The sequence below is a fragment of the Massilia sp. Bi118 genome, assembly GCF_918697865.1.
In the GTDB taxonomy this organism is placed as follows: Bacteria; Pseudomonadota; Gammaproteobacteria; order Burkholderiales; family Burkholderiaceae_D; genus Telluria.
On record NZ_CAKKMV010000003.1, the window covers coordinates 32,225 to 52,956 of the forward strand.

Below are 20,732 nucleotides of genomic sequence, written 5' to 3' on the forward strand. Positions count from 1 at the left end.
CTCCTGATCAGAAGCCGGTGCCCATCTGGAACTGGAAGCGTTCCAGGCGATCGCCCGGCTTGGCGTTCAAGGGCTTAGCATAACTCAACTTGAGCGGACCCACCGGCGAAATCCACGACAGGCCGATACCCGCCGAGTAGCGCAGCTGGTCGACGCGGAAGCGCTGGCCTTCCTGGAACACCTGGCCGGTATCGGCGAAGGTGAACCAGCGCAGCGAACGGTCGGTGCCGCTGCCCGGGAAGGGGAACTGCAGCTCGGCGTTGCCGATCACGCGGCGGGCGCCGCCCAGCGCGTCCAGGGTGTAGGGGTCGACCAGGCCCAGCGACGAGCTCTCGTAGCCGCGCACCGAGCCGATGCCGCCGCCGTAGAAGTTCTTGAAGACCGGGTAGGCGTGGCCGCGCAGGCCGCCGCCGATGTCCAGCTCGCCCTTCAGGGCCAGCGTCATCCAGCGCGTCAGCGGACGGTACCACTGGTGTTCGTAGATCGCGCGGTAGTACTTGGCGTCGCCGATCAGGTCCAGTTCCAGGTTGGCGCGCTGGTAGCGGCCGCGGGTCGGCGTGACGGCGCTGTCGCGCGAGTCGCGGCCCCAGGCCACGGTCAGCGGGATCGCATCGGTGGTGGCCGAGCCCACGCCGGTGATCCTGGTCAGCGGGTCGCTCGAGTTCTGGCGCACGAACTCCTTGTACAGGGTCGGCGAGCTGTCGTCGGTTTCCAGCTTGGTGCGTTCCAGGCCGGCGCCGAAGTAGACGTTGTCGGTTTCCGAGAACGGCACGCCGAAGGTCAGGTTGCCGCCCATCTGGCGCACGGTGTACGAACCGATGTTCAGCGCCGGCGGACGCGAGGTGCGCAGGTAGAGCTGGAAGGCGCGCGACACGCCTTCGTCGGTGAAGTACGGGTTGGTCTGGGCGAACGAGATCGTGCGGTTGTACTTGCTGGTATTCAGCTCGATGCCGACGGTGTTGCCGCTGCCGGCAAAGTTGGCCTGCGTGACCGAGGCCGTGAAGGTGAACTTCTCGGCCTGCGAGAACGCGCCGCCGATCATGAAGTTACCGGTCGGCTTTTCGGTGACGGCGATGTTGACGTCGACCTGGTCGGTGGTGCCCTGGGATTCCGGGGTCTCGACGGTCACGTCCTTGAAGTAGCCGAGGCGGTCGACGCGGTCGCGCGACATCTTCACGCGGGTCGGGTCGTACCACGAGCTCTCGAACTGGCGGAATTCGCGGCGGATCACTTCGTCGCGGGTGATCGTGTTGCCCGAGATGGTCATGTGGCGCACGTAGGCGCGCTTGCCCGGATCGACGATGAAGGTGAATTTCACTTCATGCTTGGCCTGGTCGATTTCCGGATTCGCGTTGACGTTGGCGAAGGCGTAGCCGAAGCTCGCCAGGCGGTCCGAGATGCGCTTGTTCGAGGCTTCCAGCAGCTCGCCGGAATAGGTCTGGCCCGGGCGCAGCAGGATCAGCTGCTTCAGTTCTTCCGCGCGGCCGAAGGTCTCGCCTTCCATCTTGACGCCGGTGACGGTGTACTTCTCGCCCTCGGTGATGTTGATGGTCAGGTAGATGTCCTTCTTGTCCGGGGTGATCGCGACCTGGGTCGATTCGACGTTGGCTTCCAGGTAGCCGTGGTTTGCGTACCAGGACTTGATGGATTCCAGGTCGCCGGTCAGCTTCTGCTTGGAGTACTGGTCGGCCTTCGAGTACCAGGTCAACCAGCCTGAGGTATTCAGCTGCAGCAGTTCGCGCAGCTGCTTGTCGCTGAAGGCCTTGTTGCCGACGATGTTGATGCCCTTGATCTTGGCGGCGTCGCCTTCGTCCACGTTGAACATGACCGTCACGCGGTTACGCTCGATCGGGGTCACGGTGGTGGTGATTTTCACGCCGTACAGGCCGTGCGACAGGTACTGGCGCTTGAGCTCCTGCTCCGCGCGCTCGACCGAGGCCTTGTCGAAGATCTTGGTTTCGCCGACGCCGATTTCCTTCAGCGCCTTGACCAGCATGTCCTTCTCGAATTCCTTGGTGCCGGTAAAGTCCACGCTCGAAATCGCCGGGCGTTCCTCGACCAGCACCACCAGCACGCCGTTCTCTTCTTCCAGGCGCACGTCCTTGAAGAAGCCGGTCGCGTACAGGGCCTTGATCGCCGCCGTGCCCTTGTCGTCGTCGAAGGTCTCGCCGACGCGCACAGGCAGGTAGCTGAACACCGTGCCTGCCTCGGTACGCTGGATGCCTTCGACCCGGATGTCCTTCACGACGAAGGGAGCGACGGCGGCAGCGTGGCCGGCGCAAAGCGCGAGCACTGCGGCGCCGATCAGGCTACGACGGGAAGGCATGGCGAAGCGTGGCAGTACAGGACGTTCAGAGTGTAATTTCATTGGCTAAATCAATGGGTCAGTCATTTGGACAACGTACGTATTCTGCGCCCGGTATCAGAACAGCCGCACCAGGTCGTTGAAGACGGCGAGCGCCATCAGCATGAGCATCAGGCCAAACCCGGCGAGCTGCGCGATCTCTCCTACTCGCGCTGGCAGGGGGCGCCCGGTCAAAACTTCCAGCGAATAATACAGCAATTGGCCGCCATCCAGAACGGGAATTGGTAACAGATTCATTACACCCAGGCTCAGGCTGATGAAGGCAAGTATCTCGATATAGGTCGAAAAGCCCGCATCGGCGGCCTGTCCGGCCACCCCGGCGATGGTCAGGGGACCCGACACGTTCTTCAGCGAGACCTCGCCGGTCAGCATCCGGCCGATCATCTTGAGGGTCGTGATTGCACCGTCCCAGGCGCGCGCAGCGCCCCTCACGACGGCGTCCAGCGGGCCGGCCTTGACCGTCACCAGCTCCGGGATCTGCGCCAGTTCGAGCTTGATCACGCCCTGCCCGTGCCTGGCATCGCGCTCCGGCACCAGCGTCAGCTGTAGCGGCTGGCCGTCGCGCAGCACCTCGAACTGCAGGCTGCGGCCAGCGGCTTTGCGCACCGCCAGGATCACATCGACACCGTCGATCACCGGCTTGCCGTCGATGGCGACGATGCGGTCACCCTTGCGCAGGCCGGCGCGGGCGGCCGCACCGTCCGGGAGGACCTTGTTGGCCACTGCCGGCGGGCGCCACATCTGCATGCCCAGCTGCTCCATGATGTCGGCCTGGCCGTCGGGGTCGAAGCGGGCCAGGGTCGCCGCCGGGATCACGGCGCGGTAGCTGCCGCCGCCCTGGCCATGCAGGGTGAGCTCGGCGTCGCGCTTGTCGAGGGCGGCGCGCACGACTTCCCAGCGCAGCTCGCTCCAGGCCTGGACCGGGCGGCCGTTGACGGCGCCGATCGAATCCCCGCCGCGCACGCCGGCCACATACACCGCCGATTGCGCCGGCATCGCGCGCAGGCGCGTGCCCGGCTCCTCCTTGCCCACCATGAACAAGGCCGCCATTAGCAGGATGGCCACCGCGAAGTTGACGATCGGGCCGGCTGCAATGATGGCGATGCGCTTCCACACGTTCTGGCGCGTGAACTCGCGCCGTTCTTCTTCGGCGTCCACCGGGGCCTGCGCCGGAACGCGGCTGTCGACCATCATCACGTAGCCGCCGACCGGGACGATCGACAGTGCCCATTCGGTCTGGTCGCGGCCGAAACGGCGCGACCACACGACGCGGCCCATGCCGATGGAGAAGCGACGCACCTTTACGCCGCACCAGCGCGCAACGAAGTAGTGCCCCAGTTCGTGCAGGATGATCAGCGGCCCGAGCCCCAGCAGGAAGCCGAACAGGATGTGGCTGAAGCTCATGGCCTCAGGTCCGGGCCAGGCCGACGACGATGCGGCCGGCGGCGGTGCGCGCCTGCGCATCCTGCTCCAGCACCGCTTCGATGCTGGAGGCTGCGCCGTGTGCCTCTTCATCCATCACGCGGCGCACCACGCGGTCGATGTCGCGGAAGCCGATGCGGCGGTCGAGAAAGGCCTGCACCGCGACCTCGTTGGCCGCGTTCAGCAGGGCCGGCGCGGTGCCGCCCGCGCGCAGGGCGTCGAAGGCCAGCGCCAGGCAGGGGAAGCGGCGGAAATCCGGCGCGTGGAATTCGAGCGCCGCCATGGTCGTCAGGTCGAGTTGCGCGACGCCGGAAGCGATCCGTTCCGGGAAGGCCAGCGCATGGGCGATCGGGGTACGCATGTCGGGGTTGCCGAGCTGGGCCAGCACCGAGCCGTCCACGTAGGACACCATCGAGTGGATCACGCTCTGGGGGTGGATCACCACCTCGATCAGGTCGGCCGGGGCGCCGAACAGCCAGTGCGCCTCGATCACTTCCAGGCCCTTGTTCATCATGGTGGCGGAATCGACCGAGATCTTGCGGCCCATCGACCAGTTCGGGTGCTTGCAGGCTTCTTCCGGCGTCACCTGCTCCAGCGTCTCGACCTCGCGCTTGAGGAAGGGGCCGCCGGACGCGGTCAGCAGGATCCTGGAGACCCCGGCCGCTTCCGGCGCGCGCGCGTAGTGCGCGGGCAGCGACTGGAAGATCGCATTGTGTTCGCTGTCGATCGGCAGCAGGGTCGCCTTGTGCTCGCGCACGGCGTCCATGAACAGCTGACCGGACATCACCAGCGCTTCCTTGTTCGCCAGCAGGATCTTCTTGCCGGCGCGCGCGGCGGCCAGGGTCGGGGCCAGGCCGGCGGCGCCGACGATGGCGGCCATCACGGTGTCCGTGTCGCGGCTGGAAGCGATCTCGCACAGGGCCTGTTCGCCCCACGAGACTTCGGTCGGCAGGTCGGCGATCATGCCGGCCAGGCGCGCGGCGGCGTCGGGCGAGCCGACCACGGCGCGGGCCGGACGGAAGCGGCGGCACTGGGCCGCCAGCTCGTCGACGCGCCCGTGGGCGCTCAGCGCATACACTGCATATTGTTCGGGATGACGTGCGAGCACGTCGAGGGTCGAGACGCCGATCGAGCCGGTGGCGCCCAGGATGGTAACGCGTTGCATGAGTAGACCTTTTAGAGCCTGGAGCCGATCAGGGCGGCGAGCGGCAAAACGGGGATCAGGGCATCGATCCGGTCGAGCACGCCGCCGTGGCCAGGCAGCAGGTTGCTGCTGTCCTTCATGCCGGCGCGGCGCTTGAGCTGGGACTCGAACAGGTCGCCGACGACGCTGGCGGCGACCATCAGGACCAGGATGGCCAGCAGCGCCGGCCAGCCGAGGCCGTGCGCGACGCGCGCGGCGAAGGTATCGGCGAAGGCGTCGCCGCCATAGGCCACCGACAGCGAAGCCAGCGCCAGCACGGCAATGCCGCCGCCGATCGCGCCTTCCCAGGATTTACCCGGCGAGATCGAGGGCGCCAGCTTGCGCTTGCCGAACGCCTTCCCGGAAAAATAGGCGCCGATGTCGGCCACCCAGACGATCGCCATGACCGACAGCAGGAAGACAGGCGAGTGCGAGAACAGCACCACGATGGCGACGAAGCAGCCGAAGATGGCGAAGCCGTACACCAGACTCAGCAGGGTGTTCGAGGGGCTGCCCAGCGGCGGCAGGCCGAACTTGAGCGAGGGCGCGAAGCGCGCGATCCACAGCGCCAGGCTTAGCGCGGACCAGAAGGCGGCATTCAGGTGGCCGGTAAACATCGACACTGCAAACACGCCGGTCCAGACCAGGGCGATGATATGGCCGTTGGCGGTACCGGGATTGAACAGCCGCACGCATTCCCAGACCGCGGCGCCGAAGAACACCGTGGCCACCACCGCGAACGCCGTGAAATTGTTGAAATACAGGACCGGCAAGAGGATTGCCAGCAGGACCAGCGCGGTGATGACCCGGGTTTTCAGCATCGGTTATTTAGCCTTGTTTGCTACCTGCTCGCCGGTGCGGCCGAAGCGGCGCTCCCGGTTCTGGTAGGACGCGATCGCGGTGTCCAGCGATTCCGGCGAAAAGTCTGGCCAGAAGGCGTCGGTGAAGTACAGCTCCGAATAGGCCAGCTGCCACAGCAGGAAATTGGAGATGCGCTCCTCGCCGCCGGTGCGGATGAACAGGTCCGGCTCGGGCGCGTAGGCCATCGCCAGGTGCGGGGCCAGCATCTCTTCGGTGTAGTCGGCGACGCCCGGATTGGCGGCCACCATCTTGCTTGTCGCCTGCATGATGTCCCAGCGGCCGCCGTAGTTGGCGCACACGGTGACGGTCAGGCGGGAATTGTTGGCGGTCTTGCGCTCGGCGTTGGCGATCATGTCCTGCAGCTTGGCATCGAAGCGCGACAGGTCGCCCACCACCTTCAGGCGGATGTTATTGGCGTGCATCTTCGCCACTTCGCGTTCGAGCGCGGTGACGAACAGGCCCATCAGGTAGGACACCTCTTCGGCCGGACGGCGCCAGTTTTCCGAGGAAAAAGCGAACAGCGTCAGGTACTCGACGCCGCGCTCGACGCAGGCCTCGACGATCTTGCGCACGGCATCCACGCCCTTGACGTGGCCGGCCACGCGCGGCAGCAGGCGTTTGGTCGCCCAGCGGCCATTGCCGTCCATGATGATGGCGATATGGCGCGGCACCGCCGGCGCGTCGGGAACTGCGGTGGTCGAACTTTTGAAAATCATAAATCAGGCCGGTATCGGCGGTAAAAACGAGGCGCCGGCACGGTCACCCTAGCCGGCGTACACGGTTGCAAGGACAGAGCACTGCGCAGAGCAAAGCGCCCTGCCCCGGCCAGCTTACACCGTCATCACTTCTTTTTCTTTTTCTGCGACCAGCTTGTCGATGTCGACCACGGCCTTGTCGGTCAGCTTCTGGATGTCTTCCGAGGCGCGGCGCTCGTCGTCTTCCGAGATGGCCTTGTCCTTGACCAGCTTCTTCAGCTGCTCGTTGCCGTCGCGGCGCACGTTGCGCACGGCGATCTTGGCGTCTTCGGCTTCCGACTTGCACAGCTTGACCATTTCCTTGCGGCGTTCTTCAGTCAGGGCCGGGGTCGGCACGCGGATCATTTCGCCGAAGGTCGACGGGTTCAGGCCCAGATCGGAGTCGCGGATCGCCTTTTCGACGGTGCTCAGCATCTTTTTCTCGTACGGCTGCACGCCGATGGTGCGGGCGTCGATCAGAGTCAGGTTGGCGACCTGCGACAGCGCGGTCGGCGAACCATAGTACTCGACCATGACGGAGTCGAGGATGCCGGTGTGGGCGCGGCCGGTACGGACTTTAGCCAGGTTGGCCCGCAGGGTCTCGATGGACTTCGCCATCTTGTCCTGGGCATTCTTTTTAACGTCAGCTACGGACATGCTGCTCTCCTGTGTTTTTTCTGAATTACAAATATCGGATTTTAAACGTGTACCAGTGTACCCTCGTCTTCGCCCATGATCACGCGCTTGAGCGCGCCGGGCTTGACGATCGAGAACACCTTGATCGGCAGCTTCTGGTCGCGGCACAGGGCGAACGCGGTGGCGTCCATCACCTGCAGATGCTTCGAAATCGCCTCGTCGAAGGAAATCGATTCATAACGGGTAGCGTGCGGATCCTTCTTCGGATCGGCAGTATATACGCCATCGACCTTGGTTGCCTTCAAAACAATTTCGGCCGAGATTTCCGAGCCGCGCAGCGCGGCCGCGGTGTCGGTGGTGAAGAAAGGATTGCCGGTGCCGGCGGCGAACACGACCACCTTGCCTTCTTCCAGGTATTGCAGGGCTTTCGGGCGCACATAGGGCTCGACCACCTGCTCGATGCCGATCGCCGACATCACGCGCGCGGTGATGCCCTGCTGGCGCATGGCGTCGGCCAGGGCCAGCGCGTTCATGACGGTGGCCAGCATGCCCATGTAGTCGGCGGTCGCACGGTCCATGCCCTGGGCGCCAGGCGCCACGCCACGGAAGATGTTGCCGCCGCCAATCACCACGGCCAGTTCCACGCCCAGCTTCTGCACCTCCGCCACATCGGCAACCATGCGCTCGATGGTGGCGCGGTTGATGCCGAACTGGTCGTCGCCCATCAGCGCTTCGCCAGACAGTTTGAGGAGGACTCGTTGGTAGGCGGGTTTGGTCATGAATGGGCTCCTAGATTGTAGATGAATCGAATTCTGGTACTGCTGTAAAAACGGGCCTTTCGGCCCGTCTTCATTTGCTGCTGATTACTGCTTTGCTGCGGCCATCTGGGCAGCGACTTCGGCGGCGAAGTCGTCGACCTTCTTCTCGATGCCCTCACCCACCACGTACATGGTGAATGCCTTGACGCTGGCGTTGTTCGCCTTCAGCATCTGCTCGATGCTCTGCTTGTCGTTCTTCACGAAAGCCTGGTTGAACAGCGACACTTCCTTCAGGTACTTCTGCACGGAACCGTCGATGCGCTTGGCAACGATTTCTTCCGATTGCGGCTGCTTGCCGGCGGCGACAGCGGCGTCCGCGTCTTCCTTGGCCTTCAGCTGGGCGACCGAACGCTCTTTCTCGATCAGTTCTGCCGGCACTTGCTCCGACGACAGGGCGACCGGCTTCATCGCGGCGATGTGCATGGCGACATCTTTACCGACTTGCTCGTCGGCGCCGTCGTAGTCGACGATCACGCCGATGCGGGCGCCGTGCAGGTAGGAAGCCAGCTTGCCGGTGGTTTCGAAACGCTGGAAGCGGCGAACGGTCATATTCTCGCCGATTTTACCGATCAGTGCCGTACGCACGTCGTCGAAGGTCTTGCCGTCGACCGGGAGGGCGGACAGGGCGGCGACGTCGGCCGGGTTGTTCTCGGCGACCAGCTTGGCTGCCAGGTTGGCCATGGCCATGAACTCGTCGTTTTTGGCGACGAAGTCGGTTTCGCTGTTGATTTCAACCAGCGCGCCGATGTTGCCGGCAACATAAGCCGTCACCACGCCTTCGGCGGTGATGCGCGAGGCTGCTTTCGAAGCCTTGCCGCCCAGCTTGACGCGCAGGATCTCTTCCGCACGAGCCATGTCGCCTTCGGCTTCGTTCAGGGCCTTCTTGCATTCCATCATCGGTGCATCGGTCTTCGCGCGGAGTTCGCCGACCATCGCTGCAGTAATCGCTGCCATGTTATTTCTCCTAGAATGAGTTTGTTCTTGCTGAATCTGCTTGCAAAAAGGGGCGCTCGATCTTAGGCTCGGCGCCCCTTTCAGACCATCAGCGGACCGGAGTCCGCCCGGCTATTTATGCTTGCTCGGAAACTTCGACGAATTCGTCGTCTGCCTTGGCAGCCATCTGCACCACTTCGTTGGTGGCGTTGGCACGGCCTTCCAGGATCGCATCGGCGACGCCGCGTGCGTACAGGGTGATGGCCTTCGACGAGTCGTCGTTACCCGGGATCACGTGGGTAACGCCTTCCGGCGAGTGGTTGGTGTCGACCACGCCGATGACCGGGATGCCCAGCTTCGAGGCTTCGGTGATGGCGCCCTTGTGGTAGCCGACGTCGACGACGAAGATCGCGTCCGGCACGCCGCCCAGGTCCTTGATGCCGCCGATCGACTTCTGCAGCTTTTCCATTTCGCGCGAGAACATCAGCGCTTCTTTCTTCGACATCTTCTCGACGTCACCGGCTTCGATCATGGCTTCCATGTCTTTCAGGCGCTTGATCGAGGTCTTGATGGTCTTGAAGTTGGTCAGCATGCCGCCCAGCCAGCGCTGGTCGACGTAAGGCACACCAGCGCGCTGGGCTTCAGCGGCGATGATGTCGCGGGCCTGGCGCTTGGTGCCGACCAGCAGGATGGTGCCGCGGTTGGCAGCGATCTGCTTGATGGTCTTCATCGCATCCTGGTACATCGCCATGGTTTTTTCCAGGTTGATGATGTGGATCTTGTTGCGATGACCGAAGATGAACGGTGCCATTTTCGGGTTCCAGAAACGGGTCTGGTGACCGAAGTGAACACCGGCTTCCAGCATTTCGCGCATAGTAACGGACATAATATTCTCCAGGGTTGGGTCTTGAATAACGGCCAGTACACCTGATTCCAGGCACCCTTGTCGGCCGCATTCGCGATTCAATAAAAAGACGTTTTTTACAACATTGCTCGATACGAACACGAGCAACCCGAGATTCTAGCGGTATTCGGCCCCGATTTCAAGTTCATACGTACCGTGCGATCACATATAATGGACAGATATCCCTATCGCAGAACAGAAAGACTATGTCCATCTCCCTCAAGACCCCGGAAGAGATCGAAGGCATGCGCATCGCCGGCCGCCTCGGCGCCGAAGTGCTCGACTACATCACCCCCTTCGTCAAGCCGGGCGTCACCACCGGCGAACTGGATCGCCTTTGCCACGAATACATGGTGCAAGTACAAGGCACCGTGCCGGCCCCGCTGAACTACGCGCCGCCGGGCTACCCGCCCTTCCCGAAGGCGGTCTGCACCTCGGTCAATGACGTCATCTGCCATGGCATCCCGGGCGACAAGGTCCTGAAGGCCGGCGACTCGGTCAACATCGACGTCACCGTCATCACCAGGGACGGCTTCCACGGCGACAACTCCCGCATGTTCCTGCTGGGCGAACCGACGATCCAGGCGCGCCGCCTGGCCGAAGTCACCTATGAATGCATGTGGCTGGGCATCAGCAAGGTCAAGCCGGGCGCCCACCTGGGCGACATCGGCCACGTGATCCAGCAGCACGCCGAAAAGAACGGCTACAGCGTGGTGCGCGAATTCTGCGGCCACGGCATCGGCAAGGTCTTCCACGAAGAGCCGCAGGTGCTGCATTACGGCCGTCCCGGCACCGGCGAGGAGCTCAAGCCGGGCATGATCTTCACGATCGAGCCGATGATCAACGCCGGCCGCCGCGAAATCCGCGAGATGCCGGACGGCTGGACCATCAAGACCAAGGACCGCAGCCTGTCGGCCCAGTGGGAACACATGATCCTGGTGACGGAAACCGGCTACGAAGTGCTGACCACCTCGGCCGGCACCCCGCCGCCGCCGGCGATCGTCCTCAACAAGGACGCCGTCGCAGCCTGATTCACACTCCATGTCCGGCACCGCCACCACCGAACAGCCGCAGCTGCAAACCCAGCTGCGGCAGCGCCTGAAGGATGAGCGCAATCTCATCATTGCGGACTTCCGCGAGAACGGCAAACCCGAGAAGCTGCTGCGCGGCCTGCGCCACAGCGTCGACGGGGTGCTGGCCGACGCCTGGAAGCTGGCCGGGCTGCCTTCGGCGTCGGCGCTGGTCGGGGTCGGCGGCTACGGCCGCGGCGAGCTTTTCCCCCATTCCGACGTCGACCTGCTGATCCTGCTCGGCGCCCCGGCCGACGCCCTGACCCAGGCCAGGCTGGAGCAGTTCGTGCAGCTGCTGTGGGACCTGGGCCTGGAGATCGGCCACAGCATCCGCACCGTCGACGAGTGCATGAGCGAGTCGGCGGCCGACATCACGGTGCAGACCAGCCTTCTGGAAGCGCGCCGCATCGCCGGCAGTGAGACCGTGTTCGCCGAGCTGCAGCGGCGCTACCGGGAGGCGATGGACCCGCAGGCCTTCTACCACGCCAAGACCGCCGAGATGCGGCTGCGCCACGCCAAGTACGAGTTCACGCCCTACAGCCTGGAACCGAACGTCAAGGAAAGCCCGGGCGCCCTGCGCGACCTGCAGGTGATCCGCTGGGTGGCCCAGGCGGCGGGGCTCGGCAACTCCTGGACGCAGCTGGCGATCCGCGGCCTGATCACGCGTCAGGAAGCGCGCCAGCTGATGGAGAAGGAATACGCCTTCAAGGACATCCGCATTCGCCTGCACCTGCAGACGCGGCGCCGCGAAGACCGGCTGGTGTTCGACGTCCAGACCGCGATCGCCGAGACCTTCGGCCTGACTTCGACCGGCCAGGGACTCGAGGCGCGCCGCGCCAGTGAATACCTGATGCAGCGCTACTACTGGGCGGCCAAGACGGTCACCCAGATGAACACCATCCTGCTGCAGAACATCGAGGCCCAGCTGTTCCCGCAGCCGTCGATCCCGGTGCCCATCAACCCGCGCTTCAACGAGGTCAACGGCTTCATCGACATCGCCCACGACGATACCTTCGAGACCCTGCCTTCCGCCGTGCTGGAGATCTTCGTGCTGATGACGGAGCGCCCGGACATCAAGGGCATGACGGCGCGCACCATGCGCGCGCTGTGGCACGCGCGCACGCTGATCGACGAATCCTTCCGCGCCAACCCGGCGCACCGCGTGCTGTTCCTGCGCGTCCTGCAGGCCCCCAGCGGCATCGTGCACGCGCTGCGCCGCATGAACGACATGGGCATCCTCGGCCGCTACCTGCCGAACTTCCGCCGCATCATCGGCCAGATGCAGCACGACCTGTTCCACGTCTACACCGTCGACCAGCACATCATGATGGTGGTGCGGAACATGCGCCGCTTCACGATGACGGAACATGCCCACGAATACCCGTTCTGCAGCCAGCTGATCGCCAACTTCCCGCGCCGCTGGCTGCTGTACGTGGCCGCCCTCTTCCACGACATCGCGAAGGGCCGCGGCGGCGACCATTCGGAGCTGGGCAAGCAGGACGTGCTGGAATTCTGCCGCGACCATGGCATCTCCCAGGAAGACACCGAACTGGTGGTATTCCTGGTCGAGCAACACCTGACCATGTCGCAGGTGGCGCAGAAGCAGGACACCTCAAGCCCGGACGTGATCGCGGGTTTCGCCGGCCTGGTCAAGGACGAGCGCCACCTGACCGCGCTCTATTTGCTGACGGTGGCCGACATCCGCGGCACCAGCCCCAAGGTGTGGAACGCCTGGAAGGCCAAGCTGCTGGAAGACCTTTACAAGATGACCCTGCGCGTGCTGGGCGGCGAGCCGCCTTCGGCCGACCGCGAGCTGCGCGCGCGCCAGCAGGAAGCGCTGGCCACCCTGCGCCTGTTCGGCCTCGGCCCGCAGGCCCACGAGAAACTGTGGAAGCAGCTGGACATGGCCTACTTCCTCCGTCACGACGCCTCCGACATCGCCTGGCAGACGCGCTCCCTGCACGACAAGCTGGGGCGCGACAAGCCGGTGGTGAAGGCGCGCCTGGCGCCGATCGGCGAAGGCCTGCAGGTGACCGTGTACGTGAAGGACCAGCCGGACCTGTTCGCGCGCATCTGCAGCTACTTCGACCGCAAGAACTTCTCCATCCTCGACGCCAAGATCCACACCACGCGCGACGGCTACGCGCTCGACACCTTCCTGATCACGGACGAGCACTTCGCCAACAACTACCGCGACATCATCAGCCTGATCGAACATGAGCTGTGCGAAGTGCTGACCCACCAGGAGCCGCTCAGCCCACCGCTGCGCGCCCGCCTGTCGCGCATGTCGCGCAACTTCCCGATCACCCCGACCGTCGAACTGCGCCCGGACGAACGCGGCCAGTTCTGGCTGCTGTCGATCGCCGCCAACGACCGCAACGGCCTGCTGTATGCCATCGCCAGCGTGCTGGCGCGGTATCGGATCAACCTGCATACGGCCAAGATCATGACCCTGGGCGAGCGGGTGGAGGACGTGTTCCTGATCGATGGGGCGGCGCTGAATAACCAGCGAGTGCAGGTGCAGCTCGAGACTGAATTGCTGGATGCACTGAAAATTTAACCAAGGTCATTCCCGCGCAGGCGGGAATCCAAGTTCTGCGAGCGTTAAGGTAACGCGTCCAACTTGGGTCCCCGCCTTCGCGGGGACGACGATTCAACTTTTACCACTTATGACCGAACCTGTACGCCTCTCCAAACGCATGTCCGAACTGGGCCTCTCCTCCCGCCGCGAAGCCGACGACTGGATCGCCAAAGGCTGGGTCCGCGTGGACGGCAAGGTTGTCAACGAACTGGGCAGCAAGGTGCTGCCACACCAGAAGATCACGGTCGAGCGCCAGGCCGCGGCCGAGCAGTCCAAGCGCGTGACGGTGCTGATCAACAAGCCGGTCGGCTTCGTCAGCGGCCAGGCCGAGGATGGCTACAAGCCCGCCGTGGTGCTTGTGAAACCGGAAAACCGCTGGGCGGACGATCCCTCGCCCGAGCAGTTCCACCCCACCCAGCTGCGCTCGCTGGTGCCGGCCGGCCGCCTGGACATCGACTCGGTCGGCCTGCTGGTGCTGACCCAGGACGGGCGCATCGCGCGCCAGCTGATCGGCGAGGACACGGCCATCGAGAAGGAATACCTGGTGCGCGTACAGTACACCAAGCCGGGCAAGCTGCCGGACGCCGATTTGAAGAAGCTGAACCACGGCCTGTGGATGGACGGCAAGCCGCTGCTGCCGGCCAAGGTGCGCTGGCAGAACGATGACCAGCTCAGCTTTACGCTGAAGGAAGGCCGCAAGCGCCAGATCCGGCGCATGTGCGACATGGTGGGTTTGAAGGTGATCGGTTTGAAGCGGGTGCGAATTGGTCGGGTCAAGCTGGGTGAGTTGCCGCCGGGTCAGTGGCGCTATCTCGGCGCCGACGAGCGGTTTTGATGTACACGCGGGCACAAGGGTGCCCACGCATCAATGTTGCCTCGCCTGGGTCCACGGATCCAATACCCGCAACTCGTCCAGCACCGCGCGCGGCCCGTCGATGCTGCCGCCGCTCTCCTGGTCCCACTCGAGCTTGAGCTTGGAGCGGCCCTTGCGCAGGTCGACGCGGGCGTAGTCGACCCAGGCGTCGTCGCCGCCGTATTCGTAGGTCGTGATCCAACCGGCCGCCGTCAAGGCATCGGCCGTCTGGCGCAGTGCAAAGGGCGGCAAGCCTTCGATGGTGCCAGGCTCTAGCCGAGGGTCGCCCAGCACCGACAAATACCTCACAAATTCTGAAATCCACGTCATCGCTGCCTCCCAACAGGGGTTTGACGTGATTTCAGTCTATCAGCGGGTTTTCGCCTTTGATGTTAGCCAACTCACACTGCATAAGAAATGCAGGGCGAATGAAAACGCCTGGAAACTGATGCGAAAAGCGCCGATTCTGCTCTAAGTCAGGATGCGGTGCAGCTCCTCGAGGCTGACCGGCTTGGTCAAATGATAAGTAAATCCGCGGTTGCGGGTCTGGCGGCGGTCCGCATCCTGGCCCCAGCCGGTCAGGGCGATGATGCGCATGCCGGTAAAGCGCTCGTCCTGGCGCAGGCGGCGCGCGACCTCGTAGCCGTCCATGACCGGCATGCCGATGTCGAGCAGGACGCTGGACGGCATGAAGCTTTCCGCCATCGCCAGCGCGCTGCGGCCGTCGTAGACCACGCGCACCTCGGCGCCGTCGGCCTCCAGCAGCAAGCCGAGCGTGTCGGCGGCGTCGCGGTTGTCGTCCACCACCAGGATGCGCTGCCCGGCGAAGGGCGCATAGGGCTGCGCCTGCGCCATGCCGGGACGCTCGGCGCGTTCGTCGTCCTGCGCCGCCAGCGGCAAGCGCACCAGGAATTCGCTGCCCATGCCGCCGCCGGCGCTGTGCGCTTCCACGCTCCCGTGGTGCATCTCGACCAGGCTGCGCACCATGGTCAGGCCGATTCCCAGCCCGCCCTGCCCGCGCCCGACCGCACGGTGGGCCTGGGCGAACATGTCGAACACCCGGCCCAGGGCTTCCGGCGGAATGCCGATCCCGGTATCGCGCACCGAGGCCACCGCATGGCCGTCCTCGCGCCAGACGTCGACCCAGATGCGGCCGCCCGGATCGGTGTACTTGGCGGCGTTGTTGAGCAGGTTGGCGAAGACCTGGGTCAGGCGCACGCGGTCGGCCAGCAGCACCAGCGGCTCCTCCGGCATAGCGACAGCCAGTTGATGCCCGGCGCGCTCGATCGGCAGCTGGCTGGTCTCGACCGCGCTGTGGATGATCTCCGCCACCGGCACCCGTTCCAGGCGCAGGTCGATCTTGCCGCGCGTGATGCGCGAGACTTCCATCAGGTCGTCCACCAGGCGCACGATCTGGCGCACCTGGCGTCCCACCATTTCGACCACCCGGTCGGACTGGCGGCGCCCGTCGGGCCGGCGCATCAGCTGCACCGCGTTGCTGATCGGCGCCAGCGGATTCCTCAGCTCGTGGGCCAGGGTGGCGAGGAATTCGTCCTTGCGGCGGTCGGCGTCCTTCAGCGCCTCCTCGGCCTGCACGGCGGCGGTGATGTCGAGCGAGATGCCGACCGAGCCGCGGTGCTGGCCGTCGCCCGAATACCAGGGCGCGGCGTGCGATTCGAACCAGCGCCAGCTGCCGTCGCGCGCCGGCACCCGGATCCGCTGGTTGTAGGCGGCGCGCTGGCGGATCCCGCTCGATACCTGCTCCAGGTAGCTGTGCATGTCGTCCGGCTGTACGATCGCGTGCCAGCCCTCGCTGTCCGCCGACGGGCCGCAGTCGCCGGCGCCGCGCTGGTTCAAATACATCAGCGCGCCGTCCGGATCGAACTGGTAGACCAGCGCCGGCGAAGCGTCGGCCAGCGCGCGGAAGCGGGCCTCGCTTTCGCGCAAGGCGTCCTCGGCGCGCTTGCGCACCGTGATGTCGTGGAACAGGATCGCCACCCGCGGGGTGTCGCCGCCGACCGGATACACAAAGAAATCGAACCAGCTGTTCAGCGCCTCGGAAAAGCACTGCGAGCGGGTGCTGGCGCCAGTGCGCGCAACCTGAGCGCAGGCGTCCAGCCAGCAGGGTTCGTGCTCGGGACGCACCTTCAGCTGGCCCGGGCCGACGTAATGGATGCTGGTCAAGCGCACCGCCGCCGGATTCGCTTCCGCATACGCCAGGCCGCAGGCGCGCCCCTCGCCGTCGTACTGCACGCTGGCCAGCAGGAAGCCCTCGTCCATGGCCTCGAACAGCATGCGGTAGCGGCGCTCGCTCTCGGCCAGCGCGGCCTGGGTGCGGCGCCGCTCGTCGATGTCGATGTTCATGCCGAACCACTTGCGCAGCCCGCCGTCCGGATCGAACAGCGGCGCCGCGCGCACATTGGTCCAGCGCCAGCCGCCCATCGCCACGTGCACGCGGAATTCCATGTTGATCCCGCGCCGCATCGACATCGCCGCGCGCCATTCGCGCTGCACGTATTCGCGGTCGTCGGGGTGGACTGCGTCGAGCCAGCCGCGGCCCATCGATGCCGCTTCGCGCTGTCCCGTGTAGGCGCACCAGCTAGGCGAAGGCAGGACGAAGTTGGCGTCGGCGTCGGTTTCCCAGACCGCCTGACCGAAGCCCTCGACCAGCGCACGGAAGCGTTCCTCGCTCTCGGCCAGGCGCGCCTCGGCTTCCTTCAGTTCGCTCACGTCGAGGACGAAGCAGACGCAGCGCGCGCCGGCGCCCTCGCCCGAAATCAGGGCCGGCGCATACAGCCCCCACCACAGGCTGCCGTCCTTGCGCACCATCTGCTTGGTGTAGGGCCGCGTCAGCCCGGTCTCGCGCAGTTCATGGCCCGAGCGCAGGGTCACGTCCCAGAAGGCCGGCACCGTGATGGTCTTCCAGTGGTCGAACTGGCGCAGCTCGTCTTCGCTGTATCCGGTCATGCGCTGGTAGGCCTGGTTGACGTCGCGCACGGTGCCGTCGAGGTCGAAATAGATCACGCCGACGGTGCTGATGCTGAGGGTGGCATCGATCAGGGCCTTGTGCTCGCGCAGCGCGCGCTCGGCGGCGCGGCTTTCCTCGACTTCGCGCTGCAGCGATTCGCGGCTTTCGAGTACCGGCCGCATGCGCTGCTCCAGCTCGCGCTCCAGGCGCTCCGGATCGCCGCCGCGCAGGGCGCCGCTGGCCTGGTGCGCGGCGGCCGCGAAGCCGGCGAGGTCGCGCAGCAGCTCAAGGTCGTGGGCATCGAAGTTCTCGCCGTCGCCGTCCAGCATCGCCATCAGCGCGCCGGCCGGATGGCCGCGCACGCGCCACGGCACCCCGAGCGCCTCGCCGACCTTGGCCCCGGCCGCGCGCACCGATTCGAATTCGCGCTCCGGACGCTCGAACAGGACCGCGCAATCCTCCTGGACGCAGGCGCCGCAGGGACAGGACTCGATCGGGAAGCGCTTTCCGGCCTGGCCGTCCATGGCGCCCGCCACCGCGCTCCAGCAGATCTCCTCGCCGTTCTTGCCCGGTTCACGTACCGCGATCACCACCGCGCTGGCGCCGCACAGCGTGCGCGCCGCCTCCGCCACCCGCTGCATCAGCAGAGCCGGATCGTCGGCGAGATATTGGGCCAGCCCGGCCAGCGCGCTGCGTTCGGCGCCGGGGTCCCGTCCCTGCACGTGCACGCCGCGGCCATGCAGCAGGGCGGCGATGACGGCATCGTCACGGTAGCCAACGGCAGAACCTGGGCTGGAATCGGCCATATGCGGTATGTGAAAAACTGTGAGTTTTAGTACCCGTACCGCCAGAATACTTTACAAGTCGATAATCTCCTACGGGTATTCAATCGTGCACGAGACCGCTTGCACCAGCCGCAGAGAATGGGCTGACGCCTAAGTCATCCGCGAATTTTGTCCTGGACAAATGGAAGCGCTGCCAAAGAGAATAAAGCGATGCCGAAGGCAGCCCCGGCAGATGGTGCGTTCTTTGTTGCAAACTCGCAATGGTGGCTGGTCTCAGCGCACCAGGTCCATCTCGCCGATTGCGCGTTCAAGATCTTCCAGGCGCACTGGCTTCTTCAGGTGGCGGTCGAAACCGGCCGCCAGCGCGCGCCGCACATCCTCGGGCTGGCCGTAGCCGGTCACCGCCACCAGCCGGATCCCGCCCTGCCCGGCCAGCGCGCGCGCCACCTCGTGGCCGGCGATGTCGGGCAGGTCGATGTCGACGAAAGCCACCTGCGGCAGCGCATTGGCGGCCAGCGCGATCGCAGAGCGGCCGTCGGCTGCGCTGTCGACCGCGCAGCCGCGCGAGGCCAGCAGCGCGCACATCATCTCGCGCAAGTCCTCGTTGTCCTCGACCACCAGCACCCGCAGGCCGTCCAGCGCCGTGGTTACGGGCGCGGGCAGCTCGGCCGCGGCCGGCGTTTCCTGCGCCAGCGGCAGGCGCACCGTGAAGCTGCTGCCCTGCCCGGCGCCGGCACTGACCACGGCCACCGAGCCATGCTGCTGTTCCACCAGCGACTTGACCACCGCCAGGCCGATGCCGAGCCCGCCCTTGGCGCGGCTGCTCACCTTGCCCTGCACGAACACGTCCCACACGCGCGGCAGCAGTTCGGCGTCGATACCCTTGCCGTCATCGCGCACGACCAGCTCCGCCATGCCGCCCCGCCGCCGGGTACTGACATGGATATGGCCGCCGGCCTGGGTGTACTTGGCGGCGTTTTCGACCAGGTTGCCGATCACCTGCTGCAGGCGGGTCGGGTCGCCGTTCACCCACAGGGGCTCGAGGTCGAGCGTCAATTCGTGCCCGGCGGTCGTGCCCTGGGTCTGCAGGGTCAGCGCCGCTTCGCGCACGGCGACGGCCAGGTCCAGCGGCGCCAGCGCCAGCACGACCTTGCCGCTGAGGACGCGGTTGGCATCCAGCAGTTCGTCGACCAGGTGCGCCAGGTGGCGGCTCTGGCGCCCGATGATCTGGTGCGCGCGCTCGGCCGCCCCGCCGCCCGCCCCCATCTGGATCAGGTCGATGGCCGAGCTGATCGCGCCCAGCGGATTGCGCAGTTCGTGGCCCAGCATAGCCAGGAATTCGTCCTTCGCGCGGTTCTGTGCCTCCGCCACGCTGCGCGCCGCCTGCACCTCGGCCAGGTGCTTGCGGCGCCCTGCCTCGGCCTTCTGCAGGCGGCGCGAGACCGCGTGCAGGACCTGCTGCAGGCTGTTCAATTCGGCGATGCGCAGGTCGGCCGGCGGCGGCAGCCAGCCTTCGGCCATGCCCTCGGTGGCGGCGCCCAGGTACTCCGTGGCCGCCAGCAGGCGCCGCGCGAACAGGATCGCCCCCGCCAGCGCCAGCACCACCGCGCACAGCAGGGTCGCCGCCGTCAAGGAAACCGCGCGCGCCGCCGTGGCTTCCAGTTCCCTCACGGGCACGCCGATCACGGCGGTCCATCCGGACAGCGAAGACCGGGCCAGTGCCGCCGCCATCGGCGCGCCGTCGCGCCCGGCCAGTTCGGTCCGCGCGGCGCCGCTGCGCAGCGCCCGCAGCAGTTCCGGGCTTGCGCGCGCGCCGACCGAGGCACTTGATCCTTCGTTACGCGCCAGCGCGGCGCCGTCGCGGTCGAACACCGACACCTGCCAGGACGCGGGCACGTCGCGCGGCAGCAGCCGGTTCAGGTGCTGGGCGTCGAACCACTGGTCGAGCAGTACCCGGCGGCCGTCGTCGAGGGTCAAGGGCAGTTCGGCCGAGATCACGTAGCGGCGGGTGGCGCTGCCGACGATCAGGTTCGACACCGTCGGCCGCTGGCGTTCGAACACATCGGCCACGCGCTGCAGGGCGCCGGGCGGCGGCGGCGCGATCGGCTGCCCGTAGGGCACCACGGTATTGAACAGCTGCTGGCCGTCCTCGCGCAGCACGGCCGTTTCGCGGCTGGTGCCGGCGTTGGCGCTGCGGGCCTGCCGATAAAAGTATTCGAAATCGCCCTGCTTCAGCCGCGCCGAGGTCGCCAGCGCCTGGCCGGAGGCGATCGCCGCCGTCAACTCCTGGTCCATCGCCAGCACCGAGGCGCGCGCCAGTTCCTGCATCCCGCGCAGCACCGCGTGGCGCTCGGCGTCCAGCAGCAGCTTGATGGCGACGCCGGCGCCGACGATCATCGGCAGGAAGACCGCTGCGGCCAGCAAGCTCAGGTGGGTGCGCACTCTCATGGTGTCGCATTTTATATTCAGCAAGTTTTTTCATGCCGCACGGCAGAGAAAAAGCTCCTTCAGCCCGCCACGACAGTCTTTACGCCCCTGTTTTCCGGCATTGCGCGAAGGGCCGGGCTCGCGTAGCATCCGGGGATTGCCTGCTCACAAGGCGGCATCCGAGAATCCGGG

The 20,732-nt window shown here is 65.8% G+C and carries 15 protein-coding genes; 3 read left to right on the plus strand and 12 right to left on the minus strand.

Annotated elements, in window-relative coordinates; all coding sequences use genetic code 11:
- Positions 1 to 7 precede the first annotated feature (7 nt).
- The 9 genes from bamA to rpsB all read right to left on the minus strand — a co-directional run bounded on the left by bamA (position 8) and on the right by rpsB (position 9,838).
- Complete coding sequence (bamA, locus tag LQV39_RS04905; RefSeq protein ID WP_230020714.1) at positions 8 to 2,368, minus strand: outer membrane protein assembly factor BamA; 2,361 nt, start codon at positions 2,366 to 2,368, stop codon at positions 8 to 10.
- 54 nt (positions 2,369 to 2,422) lie between these two features.
- Entirely contained in the window at positions 2,423 to 3,769 is a 1,347-nt protein-coding gene (gene rseP / locus LQV39_RS04910; protein ID WP_230020716.1) for an RIP metalloprotease RseP, read from the minus strand.
- Between the two features lie 4 nt (positions 3,770 to 3,773).
- Complete coding sequence (ispC, locus tag LQV39_RS04915) at positions 3,774 to 4,952, minus strand: 1-deoxy-D-xylulose-5-phosphate reductoisomerase (protein ID WP_230020722.1); 1,179 nt, start codon at positions 4,950 to 4,952, stop codon at positions 3,774 to 3,776.
- 11 nt (positions 4,953 to 4,963) lie between these two features.
- Positions 4,964 to 5,791 carry a phosphatidate cytidylyltransferase gene (locus LQV39_RS04920; RefSeq protein WP_230020724.1) on the minus strand — a complete coding sequence of 276 codons (828 nt, stop codon included), beginning with the start codon at positions 5,789 to 5,791 and terminating at the stop codon, positions 4,964 to 4,966.
- Positions 5,792 to 5,794: 3 nt separating this feature from the next.
- On the minus strand, positions 5,795 to 6,547 hold the full coding sequence (uppS, locus tag LQV39_RS04925; RefSeq protein ID WP_230020728.1) for a polyprenyl diphosphate synthase: 753 nt from the start codon (positions 6,545 to 6,547) through the stop codon (positions 5,795 to 5,797).
- 114 nt (positions 6,548 to 6,661) lie between these two features.
- On the minus strand, positions 6,662 to 7,222 hold the full coding sequence (frr, locus tag LQV39_RS04930; protein ID WP_230020732.1) for a ribosome recycling factor: 561 nt from the start codon (positions 7,220 to 7,222) through the stop codon (positions 6,662 to 6,664).
- Positions 7,223 to 7,263: 41 nt separating this feature from the next.
- Entirely contained in the window at positions 7,264 to 7,980 is a 717-nt protein-coding gene (gene pyrH, locus LQV39_RS04935) for a UMP kinase (protein ID WP_230020738.1), read from the minus strand.
- Between the two features lie 84 nt (positions 7,981 to 8,064).
- The gene (gene tsf, locus LQV39_RS04940; protein WP_230020742.1) at positions 8,065 to 8,973 is read right to left on the minus strand and encodes a translation elongation factor Ts; all 909 of its coding nucleotides are present in this window, start codon (positions 8,971 to 8,973) and stop codon (positions 8,065 to 8,067) included.
- Between the two features lie 115 nt (positions 8,974 to 9,088).
- Complete coding sequence (rpsB, locus tag LQV39_RS04945) at positions 9,089 to 9,838, minus strand: 30S ribosomal protein S2 (protein WP_230020743.1); 750 nt, start codon at positions 9,836 to 9,838, stop codon at positions 9,089 to 9,091.
- 224 nt (positions 9,839 to 10,062) lie between these two features.
- On the opposite strand from rpsB, the gene map reads away from it, so the two are divergent.
- The 3 genes from map (at position 10,063) to LQV39_RS04960 (ending at position 14,342) form a co-directional block, all read left to right on the plus strand.
- Positions 10,063 to 10,887 (plus strand): type I methionyl aminopeptidase, encoded by an 825-nt coding sequence (gene map, locus LQV39_RS04950; RefSeq protein ID WP_230020745.1) that lies wholly within the window; start codon positions 10,063 to 10,065, stop codon positions 10,885 to 10,887.
- A 10-nt stretch (positions 10,888 to 10,897) separates the two neighbouring features.
- Positions 10,898 to 13,486 (plus strand): [protein-PII] uridylyltransferase, encoded by a 2,589-nt coding sequence (locus tag LQV39_RS04955; RefSeq protein ID WP_230020747.1) that lies wholly within the window; start codon positions 10,898 to 10,900, stop codon positions 13,484 to 13,486.
- 109 nt (positions 13,487 to 13,595) lie between these two features.
- Positions 13,596 to 14,342: a pseudouridine synthase gene (locus LQV39_RS04960; protein ID WP_230020754.1), complete on the plus strand. Its 747-nt coding sequence runs from the start codon at positions 13,596 to 13,598 to the stop codon at positions 14,340 to 14,342.
- A gap of 30 nt (positions 14,343 to 14,372) precedes the next feature.
- Here LQV39_RS04960 and LQV39_RS04965 read toward each other — a convergent pair whose 3' ends face one another.
- From LQV39_RS04965 to LQV39_RS04975, 3 genes are all read right to left on the minus strand, one after another.
- The gene (locus LQV39_RS04965) at positions 14,373 to 14,690 is read right to left on the minus strand and encodes a hypothetical protein (protein ID WP_230020755.1); all 318 of its coding nucleotides are present in this window, start codon (positions 14,688 to 14,690) and stop codon (positions 14,373 to 14,375) included.
- A gap of 141 nt (positions 14,691 to 14,831) precedes the next feature.
- On the minus strand, positions 14,832 to 18,134 hold the full coding sequence (locus LQV39_RS04970) for a PAS domain S-box protein (protein ID WP_230020757.1): 3,303 nt from the start codon (positions 18,132 to 18,134) through the stop codon (positions 14,832 to 14,834).
- Between the two features lie 252 nt (positions 18,135 to 18,386).
- A complete protein-coding gene (locus LQV39_RS04975; protein ID WP_230020758.1) occupies positions 18,387 to 20,561 on the minus strand; it encodes an ATP-binding protein in 2,175 nt (724 codons plus the stop codon).
- Positions 20,562 to 20,732 lie beyond the last annotated feature (171 nt).